This window comes from Streptomyces sp. RPT161 (assembly GCF_027533845.1).
Classification (GTDB): domain Bacteria; phylum Actinomycetota; class Actinomycetes; order Streptomycetales; family Streptomycetaceae; genus Streptantibioticus_A; species Streptantibioticus_A silvisoli_A.
Map to the genome: position 1 here is coordinate 110,742 of NZ_JAPZVN010000005.1, position 17,299 is coordinate 128,040.

Consider the following 17,299-nt stretch of genomic DNA (forward strand, 5'->3'; position numbering starts at 1 on the left):
GCGCACGGTGCCCGCGGTATTCCTGGGCATGGCTGTGACAAACCGCGCAGGCGGGCATCGCTTTCGCTGTCGGTGCTCGCTCGTATGCTCGGTGGATGGACACCAGCATGCCGTGCCCCGAGGAGCCGACACCGACCGCCAACGCCATGCGCCGTGCGCTGGGCCGCGCCCGCAGCGGCGTCGCGTTGGACGTCGCCGAGGCGGCGGTCCTGCTGCGAGCGCGCGGCGAGGACCTCGACGCCCTCTCCTCGATCGCCGCGCGGGTGCGGGACGCGGGCCTGGAGGCCGCCGGGCGCCCCGGCGTGATCACCTACGCGCGTAATGTCTTCATCCCGCTGACCCGGCTGTGCCGCGACCGCTGCCACTACTGCACCTTCGCCACCGTGCCCGGCAAGCTGCGGCGCGCGGGCGAGGGGATGTTCCTGTCCCCGGACGAGGTGCTGGCCATCGCCCGGCAGGGCGCCGAACTCGGCTGCAAGGAAGCCCTGTTCACGCTCGGCGACCGCCCCGAGGACCGCTGGCCCGAGGCCCGCGAGTGGCTGGACGCCCACGGCTACGACGACACCGTGGCGTACGTGCGGGCGATGGCGATCCGGGTGCTGGAGGAGACCGGACTGCTGCCGCACCTCAACCCCGGCGCGATGACCTGGACCGACGTGCAGCGGCTCAAGCCGGTCGCGGCATCCATGGGCATGATGCTGGAGACCACCGCCACCCGGCTGTGGTCGGAACCGGGCGGCCCGCACCACGGCTCCCCGGACAAGGACCCCGCGGTGCGGCTGCGGGTGCTGCACGACGTGGGCCGCTCCAACGTGCCGTTCACCACCGGCATCCTGATCGGCATCGGCGAGACCCGCACCGAGCGCGCCGAGTCGCTGTTCGCCATCCGCACGGTGGCCCGGCAGTACCACGGCGTCCAGGAGGTGATCGTCCAGAACTTCCGTGCCAAGCCGGACACCCCGATGCGCGGCATGCCGGACGCCGAACTGGACGACCTGGTCGCCACCATCGCCGTGGCCCGGTTGATCCTGGGCCCCGCCGCCCGCATCCAGGCGCCGCCGAACCTGATCGCGGGCGAGTACGCGCGGGCCATCGCCGCGGGCATCGACGACTGGGGCGGCGTATCCCCGCTCACCCCCGACCACGTCAGCCCCGAGCACCCCTGGCCGCACATCGACCAACTGCGCGCCATCACCGCCGAGTCCGGCTTCACCATGCGTGAACGGCTCACCATCTACCCGGAGTTCGTCCAACGCGGCGAACCCTGGCTGGACCCGCGCGTCCTGCCGCACGTCAGGGCGCTGGCCGACCCGGACAGCGGGCTGGCGGTGGAGGACCGCAAGCCCACCGGCCTGCCCTGGCAGGAGCCCGACCAGGTGTTCACCGCCAGCGGGCGCACTGACCTGCACACCGCCATCGACACCGAAGGCCGCACCGGCGACCGCAGGAACGACTTCGACGAGGTGTACGGAGACTGGGAGGCGCTACGCGAACAGGCCGCCCCCGGTACCGTCCCGGACCGCATCGAGGCCGACGTACGCGCCGCCCTGGCCACCGCCGCCGACGACCCCACCCGGCTCACCGACGCCGAGGCGCTCGCCCTGCTGCACGCCGACGGCCCGGCGCTGGACGCGCTGTGCCGGATCGCCGACGACGTACGGCGCGACGCCGTCGGCGACGAGGTCACCTACATCGTCACCCGGAACATCAACTTCACCAACGTCTGCTACACCGGCTGTCGCTTCTGCGCCTTCGCCCAGCGCCGCACCGACGCCGACGCCTACACCCTCTCCCTCGGCCAGGTCGCCGACCGCGCCCAACAGGCCTGGGAGGTGGGCGCCACCGAGGTGTGCATGCAGGGCGGCATCCACCCCGACCTGCCCGGCACCGCCTACTTCGACATCGCCCGGGCGGTCAAGGACCGGGTGCCCGGCATGCATGTGCACGCCTTCTCGCCGATGGAGGTCGCCAACGGTGCCACCCGCACCGGACTGTCCATCCGCGACTGGCTGCAGCGGGCCAAGGAGTCCGGCCTGGACACCATCCCGGGCACCGCCGCCGAGATCCTCGACGACGAGGTGCGCTGGGTGCTCACCAAGGGCAAACTGCCCACCGCCACCTGGGTTGAGGTCGTCAGGACCGCACACCAACTGGGCATTCGCTCCTCCTCCACGATGATGTACGGGCATGTGGACCAGCCCCGGCACTGGTTGGGCCATCTGCGGCTGCTCGCCGGCATACAGCAGGAGACCGGCGGATTCACCGAGTTCGTCACCCTGCCGTTCATCCACACCAACGCCCCGGTGTACCTGGCGGGCATCGCCCGGCCCGGCCCGACCCACCGGGACAACCGCGCGGTCACCGCCATGGCCCGGCTGCTGCTCCACCCGCACATCCGCAACATCCAGACGAGCTGGGTGAAACTGGGCACCGAGGGAGCGGCCGAAATGCTCCGCTCCGGCGCCAACGACCTGGGCGGCACCCTGATGGAGGAGACCATCTCCCGGATGGCGGGTTCCAGTTACGGGTCGTACCGCTCCATCCGCGACCTGGTCGCGATCGCCGAAGCGGCGGGCCGCCCCGCCCGGCAGCGGGACACCCTGTACGGCGCGGTGCCGGAGGAACGCCGGGCGGCCGGGCTGGCCTCGGACGGCCACCTGCCGGAGCTGCTGCCGGTCCTGGACAGCTGAGAAGAGAACGACACAGTGAAGCGGCCAACTCAGAAGGGGAGTTGCGGCGTGGCCGAAATATGGGGGCGGGCGGAACAACAGGACTTCCGCAGCCGGGTGAGAGGCTGCCTGCTCGGTGGGGCGATCGGCGACGCGCTGGGCGCCGGCATCGAGTTCGACTCGCTGGCGGCGATCCGAGCCAAGCACGGCGAGGCGGGCGTCACCGACTACGTCCCCGCCTACGGGCGGCGCGGTGCGATCACCGATGACACCCAGATGAGCCTGTTCACCGTGGACGGGCTGATCCGCGCCCACGTCCGCCGGGACACCGGCACCTGGCATCCGCCGACGGACGTGCACCGCGCCTACCTTCGCTGGGCCGCCACCCAGGCCGACTGGGGCCCCGACGAGCGTGACGCCGACGCGGGCTGGCTGGCCCGCGAGGAGTGGCTGTACTCCCAGCGCGCCCCCGGACGCGCCTGCCTCTCCGGCCTGGGCGACGACCGGATGGGCACGCTGGCCCAGCCGAAGAACCCCGGCTCCAAGGGCTGCGGCACGGTGATGCGCTCCGCGCCGTTCGGCCTGCTGGTGGGCTGGGAGCCGGGACTGGTCTGCCAACTCGCGGTGGAGTGCGCCGCCCAGACCCACGGCCACCCCACCGGATACCTGGCGGCCGGTGCGCTCGCGGTGCTCGTGCACGCGCTGGCGCACGGCAACTCGCTGGAAGAGGCCGTACAGCAGGCCCTGACGCAACTGGCCGTCCACTCCGGCCATGAGGAGACCACACAGGCGCTGCGCGGCGCGCTGGAGGCGGCCCGTCAGGGGCCGCCATCCGCCGCGCGGGTCGAGTCGCTCGGCCAGGGCTGGACCGCCGAGGAGGCGCTGGGCATCGGCGTGTACTGCGCGCTGGTCGCGGAGGACGTACGGCACGGGCTGCTGCTGGCCGTCAACCACTCCGGCGACAGCGACTCCACCGGTTCGATATGCGGCAACCTGCTCGGCGTACAGCACGGAGAGACGGCGCTGCCGCCCGCGTGGGTGGTGGAGTTGGAGGGGCGCGAGACGATCCTCCAACTGGCCGACGACTTCTCCATGCAGATGACGCAGGGCGCCGCCCTGACCGGCGCGAGCGCCTGGCTGAGCCGGTATCCGGTCTCCGGGTGACGCCGCACCCGGCCGCCCGCCCGAACTCCCCTACGGCGACGGGCGGGTGGCCGGGCGAACCGGAGCCGGTGCGTTCACCGCGCTCCCGTTGACCAGCTCGACCACCGCGTCACGCTCCGCCGTCCGCTCCGGCCGCAGCAGGCCGATCACCACGTACGACACCAGTGACACGGCCACCGGTGTCGCGATCTGCGCCTGCAACGACACCCCGGTCAGGCCGAAGTTCGTCAGCCAGAAGCCGGACAGGCCGAGCGCCCAGCTGGCCAGCGCCGCCGTCGGGCCCGAACGGCGGCAGCACCGCAGCAGGCCCATCAGCAGCGGTATGGAGATCGGCCCCACCAGGCCCGCGACCCATTTGACGACCACCGTGATGATGTCCTTGAACGTCGGTGAGTCGACCTGGGTGGCAACCGCCATCGACAGCGCCAGGAACGACACCGTGGCGATCCGGGCCGCGACCAGCCCGGTCCGTGCCGACCAGTGCCGTACCGCGCCGGAGAGCGACGGCAGGATGTCGCGGGTGCACACCGCCGCGATCGCGTTGGCGTCGGAGGAGCACATCGCCATGGTGTGGGAGAAGAACCCGACCACGACCAGCCCCAACAGGCCGTGCGGCAGCAGCCGTTCCGCCAGCAGCGCGTAGGCGTCGCTCGCGTCCGGCTTCCTGGCGTGCACCAGTAACGGCGCCACCCACATCGGGAAGAACAGCACCAGCGGCCACAGCAGCCACAGCGCACCGGACAGCGTCGCCGACCGGGTGGCGGCCCGGGCGCTGGTGGTGGCCATGTAGCGCTGGGCCTGGTTCCACATGCCGCCGTTGTACTCGAAGGTCTTGATGAACAGGTAGGCGAGCAGGAACGTCACGGTGTACGGCCCGGCGGTGGGATGGGTGTGCCCGGCGGGCAGCCGGTCCCACACGTTCCACAGGCCGCTGACGCCGCCGATCCTGCCCAGCGTCTCCGCGAACATCGCGACACCGGCGAGCAGTTGGATGACGAACTGCCCCAGTTCGGTGAGCGCGTCCGCCCACAGCCCGCCCACCGTGCAGTAGACGGAGGTCACCACACCGGTGACCAGGATGCCCTGGTCGAGGGAGGACCCGGTGAAGACGGACAGCAGGGTGGCGATCGCCGCCCATTTGGCGCCGACGTCGACGATCTTCAGCAGCACCCCGGACCAGGCCAGTGCCTGCTGGGTCGGCACGTTGTAGCGGACCTTGAGGAATTCGAGCGGTGAGGCGACCCTCAGCCGCGACCGCACCCGGTTCAGCCGGGGCGCGAAGCTCCTGGCGCCGATGAGGACGCCGATGGCGATGGGGAAGGACCAGGTGAAGAACGAGGTGACGCCCAACTGGTACGAGATCCCGGCGTATCCGGTGAACATCACGGCGCTGTACCCGGACATGTGGTGCGAGATGCCGGACAGCCACCACGGCATCCTGCCCCCCGCGGTGAAGAAGTCGCTGACGTCGCCCACCTGCCGGTGCGACCACACGCCGATCGCGACCATCACGCCGAAGTACCCGACGAGGACGGCCCAGTCGAAACCGTTCATGCCCCCTCCAGGGGTCCGTCTTGTGAACACCAGAGCTGTGCACAAGGAACACGAACGCGCTTCGCAGGAGCGGGACTTGCGGGGGATTCAAACCGCGATCGGGTGGCCGGTCAAGAGGTTGCGGTTCACGGGTATGAACAACGGTCAGATCGGAGGACGAATTTACCGCCTCTTGACCTCTCTTGGCATTGTTGTGACTCGACGCGCGACGACACCATGAACGGGTGCTTCGCAGGCGCGGGACCGAACGTCCACAACAGCCAAGGCCCGTGAACAGCAACGAGCCCCCTCGGCCAGGACGGCGACCAGTCGAGAGGACTCTGGTGTTACTGCCGCACTCGCGGCGGTGTTTGTGGGGGGTTATGGCGCTGCTTCGGCCGGGTCTCAGCCGAGGTCGAACGCGCCCGCCTCCACGCCGGCGATGAAAGTCGCCCAGGAGTCCGAGGAGAAGGCCAGCGAAGGCCCCTGCGGGTCCTTGGAGTCGCGCACCGCTACGGCGTGCGCCCCGGGGGTGCGCACCTCCACGCACGCGCCGTGCGCGCCGGAGTACGAGGACTTCTTCCACGCCGCCGTGATGCCGTGCGCGCTCTGCTCGTTGTTCATGTCAGCTCCGAAATAGCCGAGGGGGTTGGGGAGTTGTCGACCTTGGCGACGCGGACGACGCTACTCGGCAACATCACTACCTGGAGCCGCCGTTCACTCGACCGGATGGCATCTTCCATCCACCTCTTCCGTCATCAGTGACAACGGTGTAGTCTCCGGCGCCGCAAGCGGCACCGGAGTGCTCAAGGGGCCTACGAGACGTATTCGCGGGCGATCCGGGCCATGAACTGCCTTGACTGCTCAGGGTTGAGTGCCAGTGCCCGCAGATGCTCGTACATCACGCAGTAGTCCTGTACGTCGGTGGGCTTCTCCAGGTACAGGTCGCTGGTCATACCCTCCAGGTAGACCACGGAGGCGTCCGACGCGTCCTCGAACTCCAGGATCGCGAACTCGCCGTACATTCCCGGATGGGCGCCGACGCCGTACGGCAGGACCTGCAACGTGACGTGTGGCATGGTGCTGCACTGCACCAGGTGGTCCAACTGCTCGCTCATGATGCGCTCGTTGCCGGTGACCCGGCGCAGCGCCGCCTCGTCGAGCACCACCCAGAAGCGCACCGGGCTGACCGGGTCGGTGATTCGTTCCTGCCGCTTGAGCCGCACCTGGATACGTTTCTCCACCTCGGCGGCGGTGGCCTCCGGCCACATGCCCTCGATCACGGACCGCGCGTACGCCGGGGTCTGCAACAGGCCGGGGACGATCAACGAGTCGTAGACCCGCAGCGAGACGGCGTCGGTCTCCAACCCGATGTAGACGCTGTACGGGACGTCGCCGAACGCGTGCCACCAGCCCTGCTGGCGTGACTCCTTGGCCATCTGCATCAGCGAGTCCACGATGCGGTGGTCCTCAACGCCGTACACCCCGCACAGATCGCGCACGTCACGCTGGCTGATGCTGCGGCGCCCGTTCTCCAACCGGCTGATCTTCGACTGCGACACCAGGAGCCGGGCGGCGACCTCCTCGGCCGTCATGCCCTTCATCTCGCGGAGTTTGCGCAGCTCCGAACCCAGTCTGCGTCGCCTGACAGTGGGATTGACGTTGGACGCCACGGAACTGCACCTCCGACTGTGAACCGCACCGGCACCGCTGCTCTTGTAGGAGTTCAGGTACCTGCTCTTGTACGACCGGTGTACTGCCGGTCAGCAGCCTGCCACCAGAGGTCAACGCTGCGCAGAAGAACGGGAGCAATTAGCTGTGCGGTACCAGCGAAACGCGCGAGGTGGTGTACCGGTGTTCGACCGGTCACCACCCCGCGCGCTTCAGCGGCTCCCGTACCGGGTCATGGGGACGGGGGTGCGGGCCGTGCTGTTGCCCGTGGTTCTCGTCCGGTGGATTTCGGACGGCGCCACGGACTGGGCCACCTGGTCGCCCGAGGGCGTCAGCGGGCTCCTGCCCTGGCCATGCCGCGACTGGCGGTGCGGGCCTGTGCGGCCTGGGCGGGTGCTCGTCGCGGCTGGACCGCCACGCCGTTCTGCACGTCCATCACGGCGTGCGCCACCAAGCCGCCTATCGGGTCGTACCTGATGAGATCCCGTAGGCGCGATCGCGAGGACCGGCCCTCGTTACCGGGGTAGAGATGCTTGCCGAGCCCCACCGCGTGGGCGAGCGAGGCCAGTGCCGCGGTCCGCGGGTCCGGCGGTACGCCGGTGCGGATCGCGTTGTCCAGCCGGGCCCTGATCTCCCGGCTGACCGCGCTGTCGGTCGCCTGGTAGCGAGTCGTCGGCAGTACCCCGCACATCTGGCCCGGCACGGCATGCACCATGTCGCACCGCTCCAAGTGCGCGAGATACGTCTGACGCAGCCCCAACCGGGGCCCGCCGATCCAGTGGACGGCGCGCACCGGGCTGCCGCGCCGGCGCAGCAGTTCCAGTGCGGTGTCCAGGGTCGGATCACCTGTCGGCCGCGGATGCACCACGGCGATACGATCCCCGTCCGGGGCTATCCGTCCTGCCAGCGCCAGCTCCACTAGCTGCGCTCCGGCCAGACCAAGGTCGAGTGACTGCGGCTGCGCCGTGGTCCCGGTGGTCGGGTCCAAGGCGAGCAGCAACAGCTCTTCCGGAATTGTTCTGCGGCTCCTGCCCATCCATGCCTCCCCGCGTGGATGAATGACAGGGTGACGCCTCTCACACCGATGTGTCGAGAGTGCCTTTGCCTTATCTGCGGGAACCGGTAGGTATGTCGTTCTCGTCTAGCGGGGTGGCGGTGGCGTCGTGTGGCGTGGACCGGCCGTTCCCAACGGGTTGCGGTGGGATCGGCGGGTCTGGCGACGAGGGCGCGGGCACGCGCAGGACACTGGTCCGGGACACTGGATATCGGCAGCGGGGCGCCGGGTGAGGCGCCCCGCCTGATGTGTACGGGAGGCTTGGGTGGCGGGCGAATCCCCCGGCAGGGCGGAGCAGCGGCAGTCGTCGGGGGAGACGACGGAGCGTGCGGGGACAAAAGAGGACAAGGTGGACCCGAGGGTCGCGGTGCGGCAGGCCGCCGCAACTGACGGCGCCTCGGCCGAGGGTACGGGGCAGGACGGCGCCCCCGAGCCGACGATGACGATGCGGATCCGGGTGCCCGCCGGTGACGGCGCGGCCCGTTCCGCCACTGCGGTCACCGAGCGCGCCGGGCGCGAACGCCCGGCGGGTGAGTCGACCGAATCTACGGCGGATGACGTAGCGGAACCGGACGCCGAGCACCGCTCCGGTACGTCCAACAGCGGCCGTGTGCCGACCCCGGCAGCGTCGGGCGCGAAGTCCCGGGCGGGCGGCGACTCTTCCGCCAAGCCCGAAGGGGAGTCTTCGGAGGAGCCCGAAGCGGAAGCCGATCAAGAGAAGCGTTCCGGCAGCGGCGCCGCCGCGGTCGCGTCGCGTTCGGACGCTGCCGCCAAGTCCGGTGCGGCCAGGGACGGCAAGGAGGAAACCGGCCAGTCGAAGGGCGTCTCCGCGAAGGCGTCCGCTCCGGCTGGCCCGAAGAAGGCGGCGGACGACAAGCCCGCGCCGGAGAAGACCCCGGCGAAGCCCTCGTCCGCTGACGTCCCGGCTCGGCCCTCCGAGCCCGCTACGGAGGCGGAGAAGCCCGCCCAGAAGCCCGCCTCGGAGGCGGAGAAGCCCGGGCAGCCGGAGAAGTCCGGGCAGGCCGAGAAGGCCGCCAAGCCGGACGCCGACAGGACCGGACCGGAATCCGGGGCGCAATCGCGGCGGGAGCCGAAGCAGGAGAGCCCGGAGTCCCGCTCCGGAGGGCCGTCGGCCACCACGCCCGCGGCGAAGCCCTCGGCCGCCGGGGCCACCGCCTCGTCGGCCGCGCCCGTGAAGTCGGCGGCCCCGGCTGCCGCGACGCCCGAGAAGCCCGCGTCCGCCTCCGCGAAGGCCGCCGAGGCATCCTCCGCCGAGGCCCCGGCGAAGTCTGCCCAGCCGTCGGCCAAGACCGCCCAGAGCACGGCCAAGCCCGGCGCGACGGCGCCCAGCCCGACGCAGCCGTCGGCCCAGCCCGCCCAGGCCGACGCCAAGTCCGGCGCACCGTCGGCCAAGGCCGCCCAGACGCAGGCGGACGACGGACCGGAAGCCGTGGAACGGACCAGGCAGCAGCCGTTGCCGCCCGCGCCCGGTGAACCGTTGAAGCTGCTGGCCGAGCTGACCAACACCCCGCCCCCGCCGCCGACCCTGCTGCGCTCCACGGTGCGCCGGGTGAAGATCTGGACGCCGTTGGTCGCGCTGCTCGCGATCATCTTCTGCGTGGTGCAGGCGGTGCGCCCGCTGCCCAGTCCGAAGCTGACGCTGACCAGCCCCGCCTCGTACACGTTCGGCGGCGCGGCGCCGTCCATGCCGTGGCCGACCGAGGGCCAGGCGGCGGTGGAGGTCGAAGGGCTCGGCGGCATGGGGTCGTTCGGCCCCCAGAAGCCGGTGCCCACCGCGAGCGTCGCCAAGGTCATGACGGCCTATGTCATCCTGCACGACCACCCGCTCAAGCACGGTGAGGCCGGGCCGCTGATCCCGATCGACCAGCAGGCGGCGGCGGACGTCAGCCGGGAGAACGAGTCGGTGGTCAAGGTGACCGCGGGCCAGAAGATCAGCGAGTACGAGGCGCTGGAAGCGATCATGCTTCCCTCGGCGAACAACATCGCCCGGCTGCTGGCGCGTTGGGACGGCGGTTCCGAGGCCGATTTCGTCAAGAAGATGAACTCGGCCGCCAAGGACCTCGGGATGACCAACACCACGTACACCGACCCGAGCGGCCTGGACGCCACCACGGTGAGCACCGCCGTCGACCAGATCAAGCTGGCCCGGCAGGCGATGACCAACGACGTGTTCCGGGAGATCGTGGCGAAGCCCTCGTACAAGGCGGCCAGTGGCGACACCTACCGCAACTACAACGGGCTGGTTCCGCTCAACAACACCGTCGGCATCAAGACCGGCACCAGCACCAAGGCGGGTGGCAACCTGGTCTTCGCGGCGGTCAAGCAGGTCGGCGGCACCACCCAGTTGATCATCGGCGCGGTGATGGGCCAGTACAAGCCCTCGATCATCGACACCGTGCTGGCCGCCGGGCGGCAACTCATCATGACCGCCCAGCAGTCGCTCACCTCCGACCAGGTGATCAGGAAGGGCGATGTGGTCGGCTACGTCGACGACGGCCTCGGGGGCAGGACTCCGGTGGTCGCCACGCAGGACGTGCAGGCGGTCGGCTGGGCCGGGTTGAAGGTGGACATCGCGCTGAACGCCGGTTCGTCGGGCGTACCGCACTCGGCGAAGGCGGGCGCCACGGTGGGCACGCTGACGGTGGGCAGCGGTCCCGGTCAGGTGAAGGTTCCGGTCGCGCTGCGGTCGGACCTCAACGCGCCGTCCTTCGGCAGCAAGTTGACCCGCCTCGGCTGAGGCCGAGCGGGGAGCACGAAGCCGCGGTCGCCCAGGAGGCGACCGCGGCTTCGTGTTTCGCGGCTCATCGCGGCGGCGGAGTTCTCCACAGGTTGTGGATATCCGCCGGCTGCGGGGTCAGCGACCGCGCAGCGAGCGGTACTGGCGAACCAGCGCGCTGGTGGACGAGTCAAGGCCGGGCACGTCGGCGCCCTCGGTCAGCGCGGGCTCGATCCGCTTGGCCAGCACCTTGCCCAGCTCGACGCCCCACTGGTCGAAGGAGTCGATGTTCCAGACCGCGCCCTGGACGAAGACCTTGTGCTCGTAGAGCGCGATCAACTGGCCGAGCACCGAGGGGGTCAGTTCCTTGGCCAGGATGGTGGTGGTCGGGCGGTTGCCCACGAACGTCTTGTGCGGCACCAGTTCGGCGGGCACACCCTCGGCGGTGACCTCCTCCGGGGTCTTTCCGAAGGCCAGCGCCTGGGTCTGGGCGAAGAAGTTGGCCATCAGCAGGTCGTGGTGGTCGGCCAACTCGCCGAGTTCCGCGATCGGCTGGGCGAAGCCGATGAAGTCGGCCGGAACCAGCTTGGTGCCCTGGTGGAGCAACTGGTAGTAGGCGTGCTGCCCGTTGGTGCCCGGGGTGCCCCACACCACCGGCCCGGTCTGCCAGTTGACCCGGCGGCCCTCCCGGTCCACGGACTTGCCGTTGGACTCCATGTCGAGCTGCTGGAGGTAGGCGGTGAAGCGCGACAGGTAGTGGCTGTAGGGGAGCACGGCATGCGACTGGGCGTCGTGGAAGTTGCCGTACCAGACACCCAACAGGCCCATCAGGAACGGCGCGTTCTCCTCGATCGGCGCGCACTGGAAGTGCTCGTCCACCAGGTGGAAACCGGCCAGCATCTCGCGGAAGCAGTCGGGGCCGATGGCGATCATCAGCGACAGGCCGATCGCCGAGTCGAACGAGTAGCGACCGCCGACCCAGTCCCAGAACTCGAACATGTTGTCCGTGTTGATGCCGAACTCGGCGACCTTCTCCGCGTTGGTGGAGAGCGCCACGAAGTGCTTGGCCACCGCGCTCTCGTCGGCGCCGAGGCCGTTGAGCAGCCAGGAGCGCGCCGACTTGGCGTTGGTGATGGTCTCGATGGTGGTGAAGGTCTTCGAGGCGATGATGAACAGCGTCTCGGCCGGATCGAGGTCCCGTACCGCCTCGTGCAGGTCGGCGCCGTCCACGTTCGACACGAACCGGAACGTCAGGTCACGCGCGGTGTACGGGCGGAGCACCTCGTACGCCATGGCCGGCCCCAGGTCGGAGCCGCCGATGCCGATGTTGACGATGTTCTTGATGGGCCTGCCGGTGTGGCCCGTCCAGTGACCGGAACGGATCTTGTCGGTGAACACGGTCATCTTGTTGAGCACCGAGTGCACCCTGGGCACGACGTTCTCGCCGTCCACCTCGACCACCACGTCACGCGGTGCGCGCAGCGCGGTGTGCAGTACCGCGCGGTTCTCGGTCACGTTGATCTTCTCGCCGCGGAACATCGCGTCCCGCAGCTCGGCCACCCCGCGCACCTCTGCCAGCTCGCGCAGCAGGGTGAGCGTCTCGTCGGTCACCAGGTGCTTGGAGTAGTCGATGTGCAGATCGCCGACGGTCAGGGTGTAGCGCTGGCCGCGCTCGGAGTCGGCGGCGAACAGGTCGCGCAGATGCACCTCCCCCAACTGCTCGCGGTGCTTGCCGAGCGCTTCCCACTGCGGCAGCCGGTCCAGCCGGGTGGCGTGGTCTGCTGGGCTCTCGGGCATCGTTGCTCCTCGTCGTCGACCGGCGGGCCGGGCCGGTGGGGTAGTGCGGGCCGATGAGGTCGTACGGCCGGTGGGCTGGTCGCTCAAGGCCGTCACTCGTCACCCTACGTCCGCTCACCTGCCGCTTCGCACAACGGGATCCAATCGGCGACCGCGTGCCGCCGGGCGTTCACCGGCGCGTCGCTCACCGGTTGGCGGCCCGGCTCAAAGGGGCGCGCGGCCGTTCACCGGTTCGTCGGCTGGAAGTTCCGCAGCCGCAGGCTGTTGCCCACAACGAAGACCGAGGAGAACGCCATCGCGGCGCCCGCGATCATCGGGTTGAGCAGTCCGGCGGCAGCCAGCGGCAGCGCGGCCACGTTGTAGCCGAAGGCCCAGCAGAGGTTGGCCTTGATGGTGCCGAGGGTGCGCCGGGCCAGCCGGATCGCGTCCGCCGCGACCCTGAGGTCACCGCGCACCAGCGTCAGATCACCGGCCTCGATCGCCGCGTCGGTGCCGGTGCCCATGGCCAGGCCCAGGTCTGCCTGGGCCAGCGCCGCCGCGTCGTTGACACCGTCGCCGACCATCGCGACGCTGCGCCCCTCGCGCTGCAGCCGCCTGACGACCTCGACCTTGTCCTCCGGCATGACCTCGGCGATCACCTGGTCCGCGGCGATGCCGACCTCGGCGGCGACCGCCCGCGCTGCGCGCTGGTTGTCCCCGGTCAGCAGTACGGGTGTCAGCCCCAGGTCGCGCAGCCGCTGGACGGCTTCGGCACTGGTGGGCCTGACGGTGTCGGCGACCACCAGCACGGCGCGCGGTCCGCCGTCGTGGGTGACGACGACGGCGGTGCGGCCCGCGGCCTCGGCGCGCTCCTTGGCGTCGCGCAGCTCGGCGGGCAGCCGGGTGTCGGCGCGGCCAACGGAGACGGTGCGCCCGTCGACCACGCCGCGGACGCCCACGCCCGGTACGGCGGTGAACCCGGTGGGGGTGGGCAGTGGTCCGGTGCGCTCCTCGGCGGCGCGGGCGATGGCCTTGGCGATGGGGTGCTCCGCCGCGTGCTCCAGAGCGCCCGCGAGCCGCAGCGTACGGTCCGCGTCCTCGCCGCCGGCGGTCACGATGTCGGTGAGCGCCATCACGCCGCTGGTCACCGTGCCGGTCTTGTCCAGCACGATGGTGTCCACCTTGCGGGTGGTTTCCAGGACTTCCGGTCCCTTGATGAGGATGCCGAGCTGCGCACCGCGTCCGGTGCCCACCATCAGCGCGGTCGGCGTCGCCAGGCCCAGGGCGCACGGGCAGGCGATGATCAGTACGGCGACGGCCGCGGTGAACGCCGCGGTGGCGCCCGCACCGGCGAACAGCCAGAAGCCGAGGGTGGCCAGCGCCAGGGTGATGACGGCGGGCACGAAGACCGCCGAGATGCGGTCGGCCAGCCGCTGGGCCGCCGCCTTGCCGTTCTGCGCCTCCTCGACCAGCCTTGCCATCCGGGCGAGTTGGGTGTCCGCGCCGATCCGGGTGGCCTCGACCACGATCCGGCCGCCCGCGTTCACGGTGGCGCCGGTGACCGGGTCGCCCGGCGCCACCTCGACGGGCACCGACTCACCGGTGAGCATGGAGGCGTCCACGGCCGAAGTGCCGTCCGCCACCACGCCGTCGGTGGCGATCTTCTCGCCGGGCCGCACGACGAACCGGTCGCCGACCGCCAACTCGCCGATGGGCAGCCGCACTTCACGGTCGCCGCGCAGTACCGCGACGTCCTTCGCACCCAGGTGCAGCAAGGCGCGCAGCGCGGCGCCCGCGCGGCGCTTGGAGCGTGCCTCGAAGTACCGTCCGGCCAGGATGAACGCGGTGACCCCGGCCGCGGCCTCCAGATAGATGTCTCCGCTGCCGTCGGTGCGGGAGATCGACAGCTCGAAGGGGTGCTTCATACCCGGCATTCCGGCGTGCCCGAGGAACAGCGCCCACAGCGACCAGCCGAACGCCGCCAGCGTTCCCATCGAGATCAACGTGTCCATGGTCGCGGCGCCGTGCCGCAGGTTGGTCCAGGCGGCCCGGTGGAACGGCCAGGCGGCGTAGGCCACCACGGGTGCGGTGAGGGTGAGGGAGAGCCACTGCCAGTTGCGGAACTGCAGCGCCGGGACCATCGCCATGGCGATCACCGGGACGGCGAGGACGGTGGCGGTGAGCAGCCGCTGCCGCAGTACGGCCAGCTCGTCGGGGGCCTGGTCGGATGCGGGCTGGTCCGGCTCCGCCGCGGGGGGCGCGGGAAGCGCGGCGGTGTAGCCGGTGGCCTCCACGGTGGCGATGAGGTCGGCGACGGTGCGGCCGGGACCGTAGCTGACCTTGGCCCGCTCGGTGGCGTAGTTGACGGTGGCGGTGACGCCGTCCATCCGGTTGAGCTTCTTCTCGATGCGGGCGGCGCATGACGCGCAGGTCATCCCACCGATCTCCAGCTCGGCCTCGGCGGCCCCCGACGTGCCGGGGCCCGCGCTGGCGGTTGGGGCCGTGGTCGGGTTCGCGGCGGGTGGGGTGGTCATCGACGCTCACTCCCGGGGGTCTGGCGGTCTGGCGGAGCCTTGCGCTCCACACAACCTTATACCCCCTAGGGGTATTCCCAGATGTCACTCCCTTCAGGTGGCTGGTCGGTGTGTCGTCCCGGTGGCGTCTAGTGGGTGTCGTCCGGGAACGGTTCGGAGTCGAACGGGTCGGAGTCGAACGGGTCCGGTTCGGCGTCGGTGAAGGGGGCGTCGTCCGCCTCATCCTCCTGCGGGCGATCGGCGAGGACGTCCAGGATCGGTTGCCCGTACTTCGCCAGCTTGCTCTCGCCGACGCCGCTCACCGTGCCGAGCTGGTCCAGGGTGCTCGGCATGGTGGTCGCGATCTCCCGGAGGGTCGCGTCATGGAAGATCACATAGGCGGGTACGCCCTGCTCCTTCGCGGTGGCCGCCCGCCAGGCGCGCAGCAGCTCGAAGACCGGAACCGCCGCTTCCGGCAGGTCGACCGGGACCTTGCGCCCGGCCTTGGCGGCCTTCGGTTCCTTGGCGGCACGCGTAGGCCGCTCCGGCTCGCGGCGCAGCATGACCACGTGCTGCCCGCGCAGCACCTCGCCGCTGGTATCGGTGAGCACCAGCGTGCCGTACTCGCCCTCGACGGCGAGCAGGTCCTGCGCCAGCAGTTGGCGCACCACACCGCGCCACTCCGCCTCGCGCAGCTCCGTGCCGATGCCGAAGACGCTCAGCGCGTCATGGTCGAACTGGATGACCTTGGCGGTCTTCCTGCCCAGCAGGATGTCGACGATCTGGCCTGCCCCGAACTTCTGGTTCCGTTCCCGCTTGAGTCGGACCACGGTGGACAGCAGTTTCTGCGCGGCGATCGTCCCGTCCCAGGACTCCGGCGGCGACAGGCAGGTGTCGCAGTTGCCGCACGGCTCGCCGCGCTGGCCGAAGTACGCCAGCAGCCGCACCCGGCGGCAGTCGACTGTCTCGCACAGCGCCAGCATGGCGTCGAGGTGCGCGGTCAGCCGGCGCCGGTGTGCGTCGTCCCCCTCGGAGGTCTCGATCAACTTGCGCTGCTGTACGACGTCTTGGAGACCGTACGCCAGCCAGGCGGTGGACGGCTGGCCGTCGCGCCCCGCCCGACCGGTCTCCTGGTAGTAGCCCTCGATGGACTTGGGCAGATCGAGATGGGCGACGAACCGCACGTCCGGCTTGTCGATCCCCATGCCGAACGCGATCGTGGCGACCACCACCAGACCGTCCTCGCGCAGGAAGCGCGCCTGGTTGTCGGCACGGGTCCGCGCGTCAAGCCCCGCGTGGTACGGCAGCGCCTCGACGCCGTTGCGCACCAGGAACTCGGCGGTCTTCTCCACGGAGGCGCGCGAGAGGCAGTAGACGATGCCCGCGTCCCCGGCGTGCTCGGTGCGCAGCAGGTCCAGCAGCTGCTTCTTCGGGTCGTTCTTGGGCACGATGCGGTACTGGATGTTCGGCCGGTCGAAGCTCGCCACGAAGTGCCGGGCGTCCTCCAGCTTCAGCCGGGTGGCGATCTCGGCGTGCGTCGCCTTGGTGGCCGTCGCGGTCAGCGCGATGCGCGGCACCTTGGGCCAGCGTTCGTGCAGCGCGGACAGCGCCAGGTAGTCCGGGCGGAAGTCATGCCCCCAGGAGGCGACGCAGTGCGCCTCGTCGATCGCGAACAGCGAGATCTCACCACGGTCGAGCAGGCTCACGGTCGCCTCGCTCTGCAACCGCTCCGGCGCCAGGTAGAGCAGGTCCAACTCGCCGGAGACGAACTCCGCTTCGACCATCCGCCGCTCGTCGAAGTCCTGTGTGGAGTTGAGGAACCCGGCTCGCACCCCCAGCGCCCGCAGTGCGTCCACCTGGTCCTGCATCAACGCGATCAGCGGTGAGATCACCACGCCCACGCCGGGCCGCACCAGAGCGGGGATCTGGTAGCACAACGACTTGCCGCCACCGGTCGGCATCAGCACGAGCGCGTCGCCCCCGCCGACCACATGCTCGATGATCTCCCGCTGCTCCCCGCGGAACGCGTCGTACCCGAAGACCCGCCGCAGCACCCGCAGCCCATCGTCCATGGGCACGTCGGGCTCAACGTCGGCGACAGCGGCTACGGGACCGTTTTCCAGGGGAGTCATCCGGCCATGCTAGGAGAATCACGCAGGGCACGAGGCGGCCTGTGGACAAC

The 17,299-nt window shown here is 70.5% G+C and carries 10 protein-coding genes; 3 read left to right on the plus strand and 7 right to left on the minus strand.

Features of this window, described 5'->3' with window-relative positions; all coding sequences use genetic code 11:
* Positions 1 to 95: 95 nt before the first annotated feature.
* Together O5O46_RS13720 and O5O46_RS13725 are read left to right on the plus strand one after the other, a co-directional pair.
* Complete coding sequence (locus tag O5O46_RS13720; protein ID WP_269855667.1) at positions 96 to 2,690, plus strand: bifunctional FO biosynthesis protein CofGH; 2,595 nt, start codon at positions 96 to 98, stop codon at positions 2,688 to 2,690.
* 48 nt (positions 2,691 to 2,738) lie between these two features.
* On the plus strand, positions 2,739 to 3,833 hold the full coding sequence (locus O5O46_RS13725) for an ADP-ribosylglycohydrolase family protein (RefSeq protein ID WP_269855668.1): 1,095 nt from the start codon (positions 2,739 to 2,741) through the stop codon (positions 3,831 to 3,833).
* Positions 3,834 to 3,863: 30 nt separating this feature from the next.
* Here the strand turns inward: O5O46_RS13725 and O5O46_RS13730 are convergent, their stop codons facing one another.
* The 4 genes from O5O46_RS13730 to O5O46_RS13745 all read right to left on the minus strand — a co-directional run bounded on the left by O5O46_RS13730 (position 3,864) and on the right by O5O46_RS13745 (position 8,073).
* Positions 3,864 to 5,387, minus strand: a complete 1,524-nt coding sequence (locus O5O46_RS13730; protein WP_269855669.1) for a sodium:solute symporter family protein — start codon at positions 5,385 to 5,387, stop codon at positions 3,864 to 3,866.
* 384 nt (positions 5,388 to 5,771) lie between these two features.
* A complete protein-coding gene (locus tag O5O46_RS13735; RefSeq protein WP_269855670.1) occupies positions 5,772 to 5,990 on the minus strand; it encodes a DUF397 domain-containing protein in 219 nt (72 codons plus the stop codon).
* A gap of 191 nt (positions 5,991 to 6,181) precedes the next feature.
* Entirely contained in the window at positions 6,182 to 7,039 is an 858-nt protein-coding gene (locus O5O46_RS13740; protein WP_269855671.1) for a helix-turn-helix domain-containing protein, read from the minus strand.
* Between the two features lie 329 nt (positions 7,040 to 7,368).
* Positions 7,369 to 8,073, minus strand: a complete 705-nt coding sequence (locus tag O5O46_RS13745) for a GOLPH3/VPS74 family protein (RefSeq protein ID WP_269855672.1) — start codon at positions 8,071 to 8,073, stop codon at positions 7,369 to 7,371.
* A 283-nt stretch (positions 8,074 to 8,356) separates the two neighbouring features.
* Between O5O46_RS13745 and O5O46_RS13750 the strand changes: the two genes are divergently transcribed.
* Positions 8,357 to 10,849 carry a D-alanyl-D-alanine carboxypeptidase gene (locus O5O46_RS13750; protein ID WP_269855673.1) on the plus strand — a complete coding sequence of 831 codons (2,493 nt, stop codon included), beginning with the start codon at positions 8,357 to 8,359 and terminating at the stop codon, positions 10,847 to 10,849.
* 117 nt (positions 10,850 to 10,966) lie between these two features.
* Here the strand turns inward: O5O46_RS13750 and pgi are convergent, their stop codons facing one another.
* The 3 genes from pgi to recQ all read right to left on the minus strand — a co-directional run bounded on the left by pgi (position 10,967) and on the right by recQ (position 17,189).
* Positions 10,967 to 12,625, minus strand: coding sequence for a glucose-6-phosphate isomerase (gene pgi / locus O5O46_RS13755; protein WP_269855674.1), 1,659 nt, complete (start codon positions 12,623 to 12,625; stop codon positions 10,967 to 10,969).
* Between the two features lie 224 nt (positions 12,626 to 12,849).
* Entirely contained in the window at positions 12,850 to 15,138 is a 2,289-nt protein-coding gene (locus O5O46_RS13760) for a heavy metal translocating P-type ATPase (RefSeq protein WP_333482370.1), read from the minus strand.
* 128 nt (positions 15,139 to 15,266) lie between these two features.
* The gene (gene recQ / locus O5O46_RS13765) at positions 15,267 to 17,189 is read right to left on the minus strand and encodes a DNA helicase RecQ (protein ID WP_269855834.1); all 1,923 of its coding nucleotides are present in this window, start codon (positions 17,187 to 17,189) and stop codon (positions 15,267 to 15,269) included.
* Between the last annotated feature and the right edge of the window lie 110 nt (positions 17,190 to 17,299).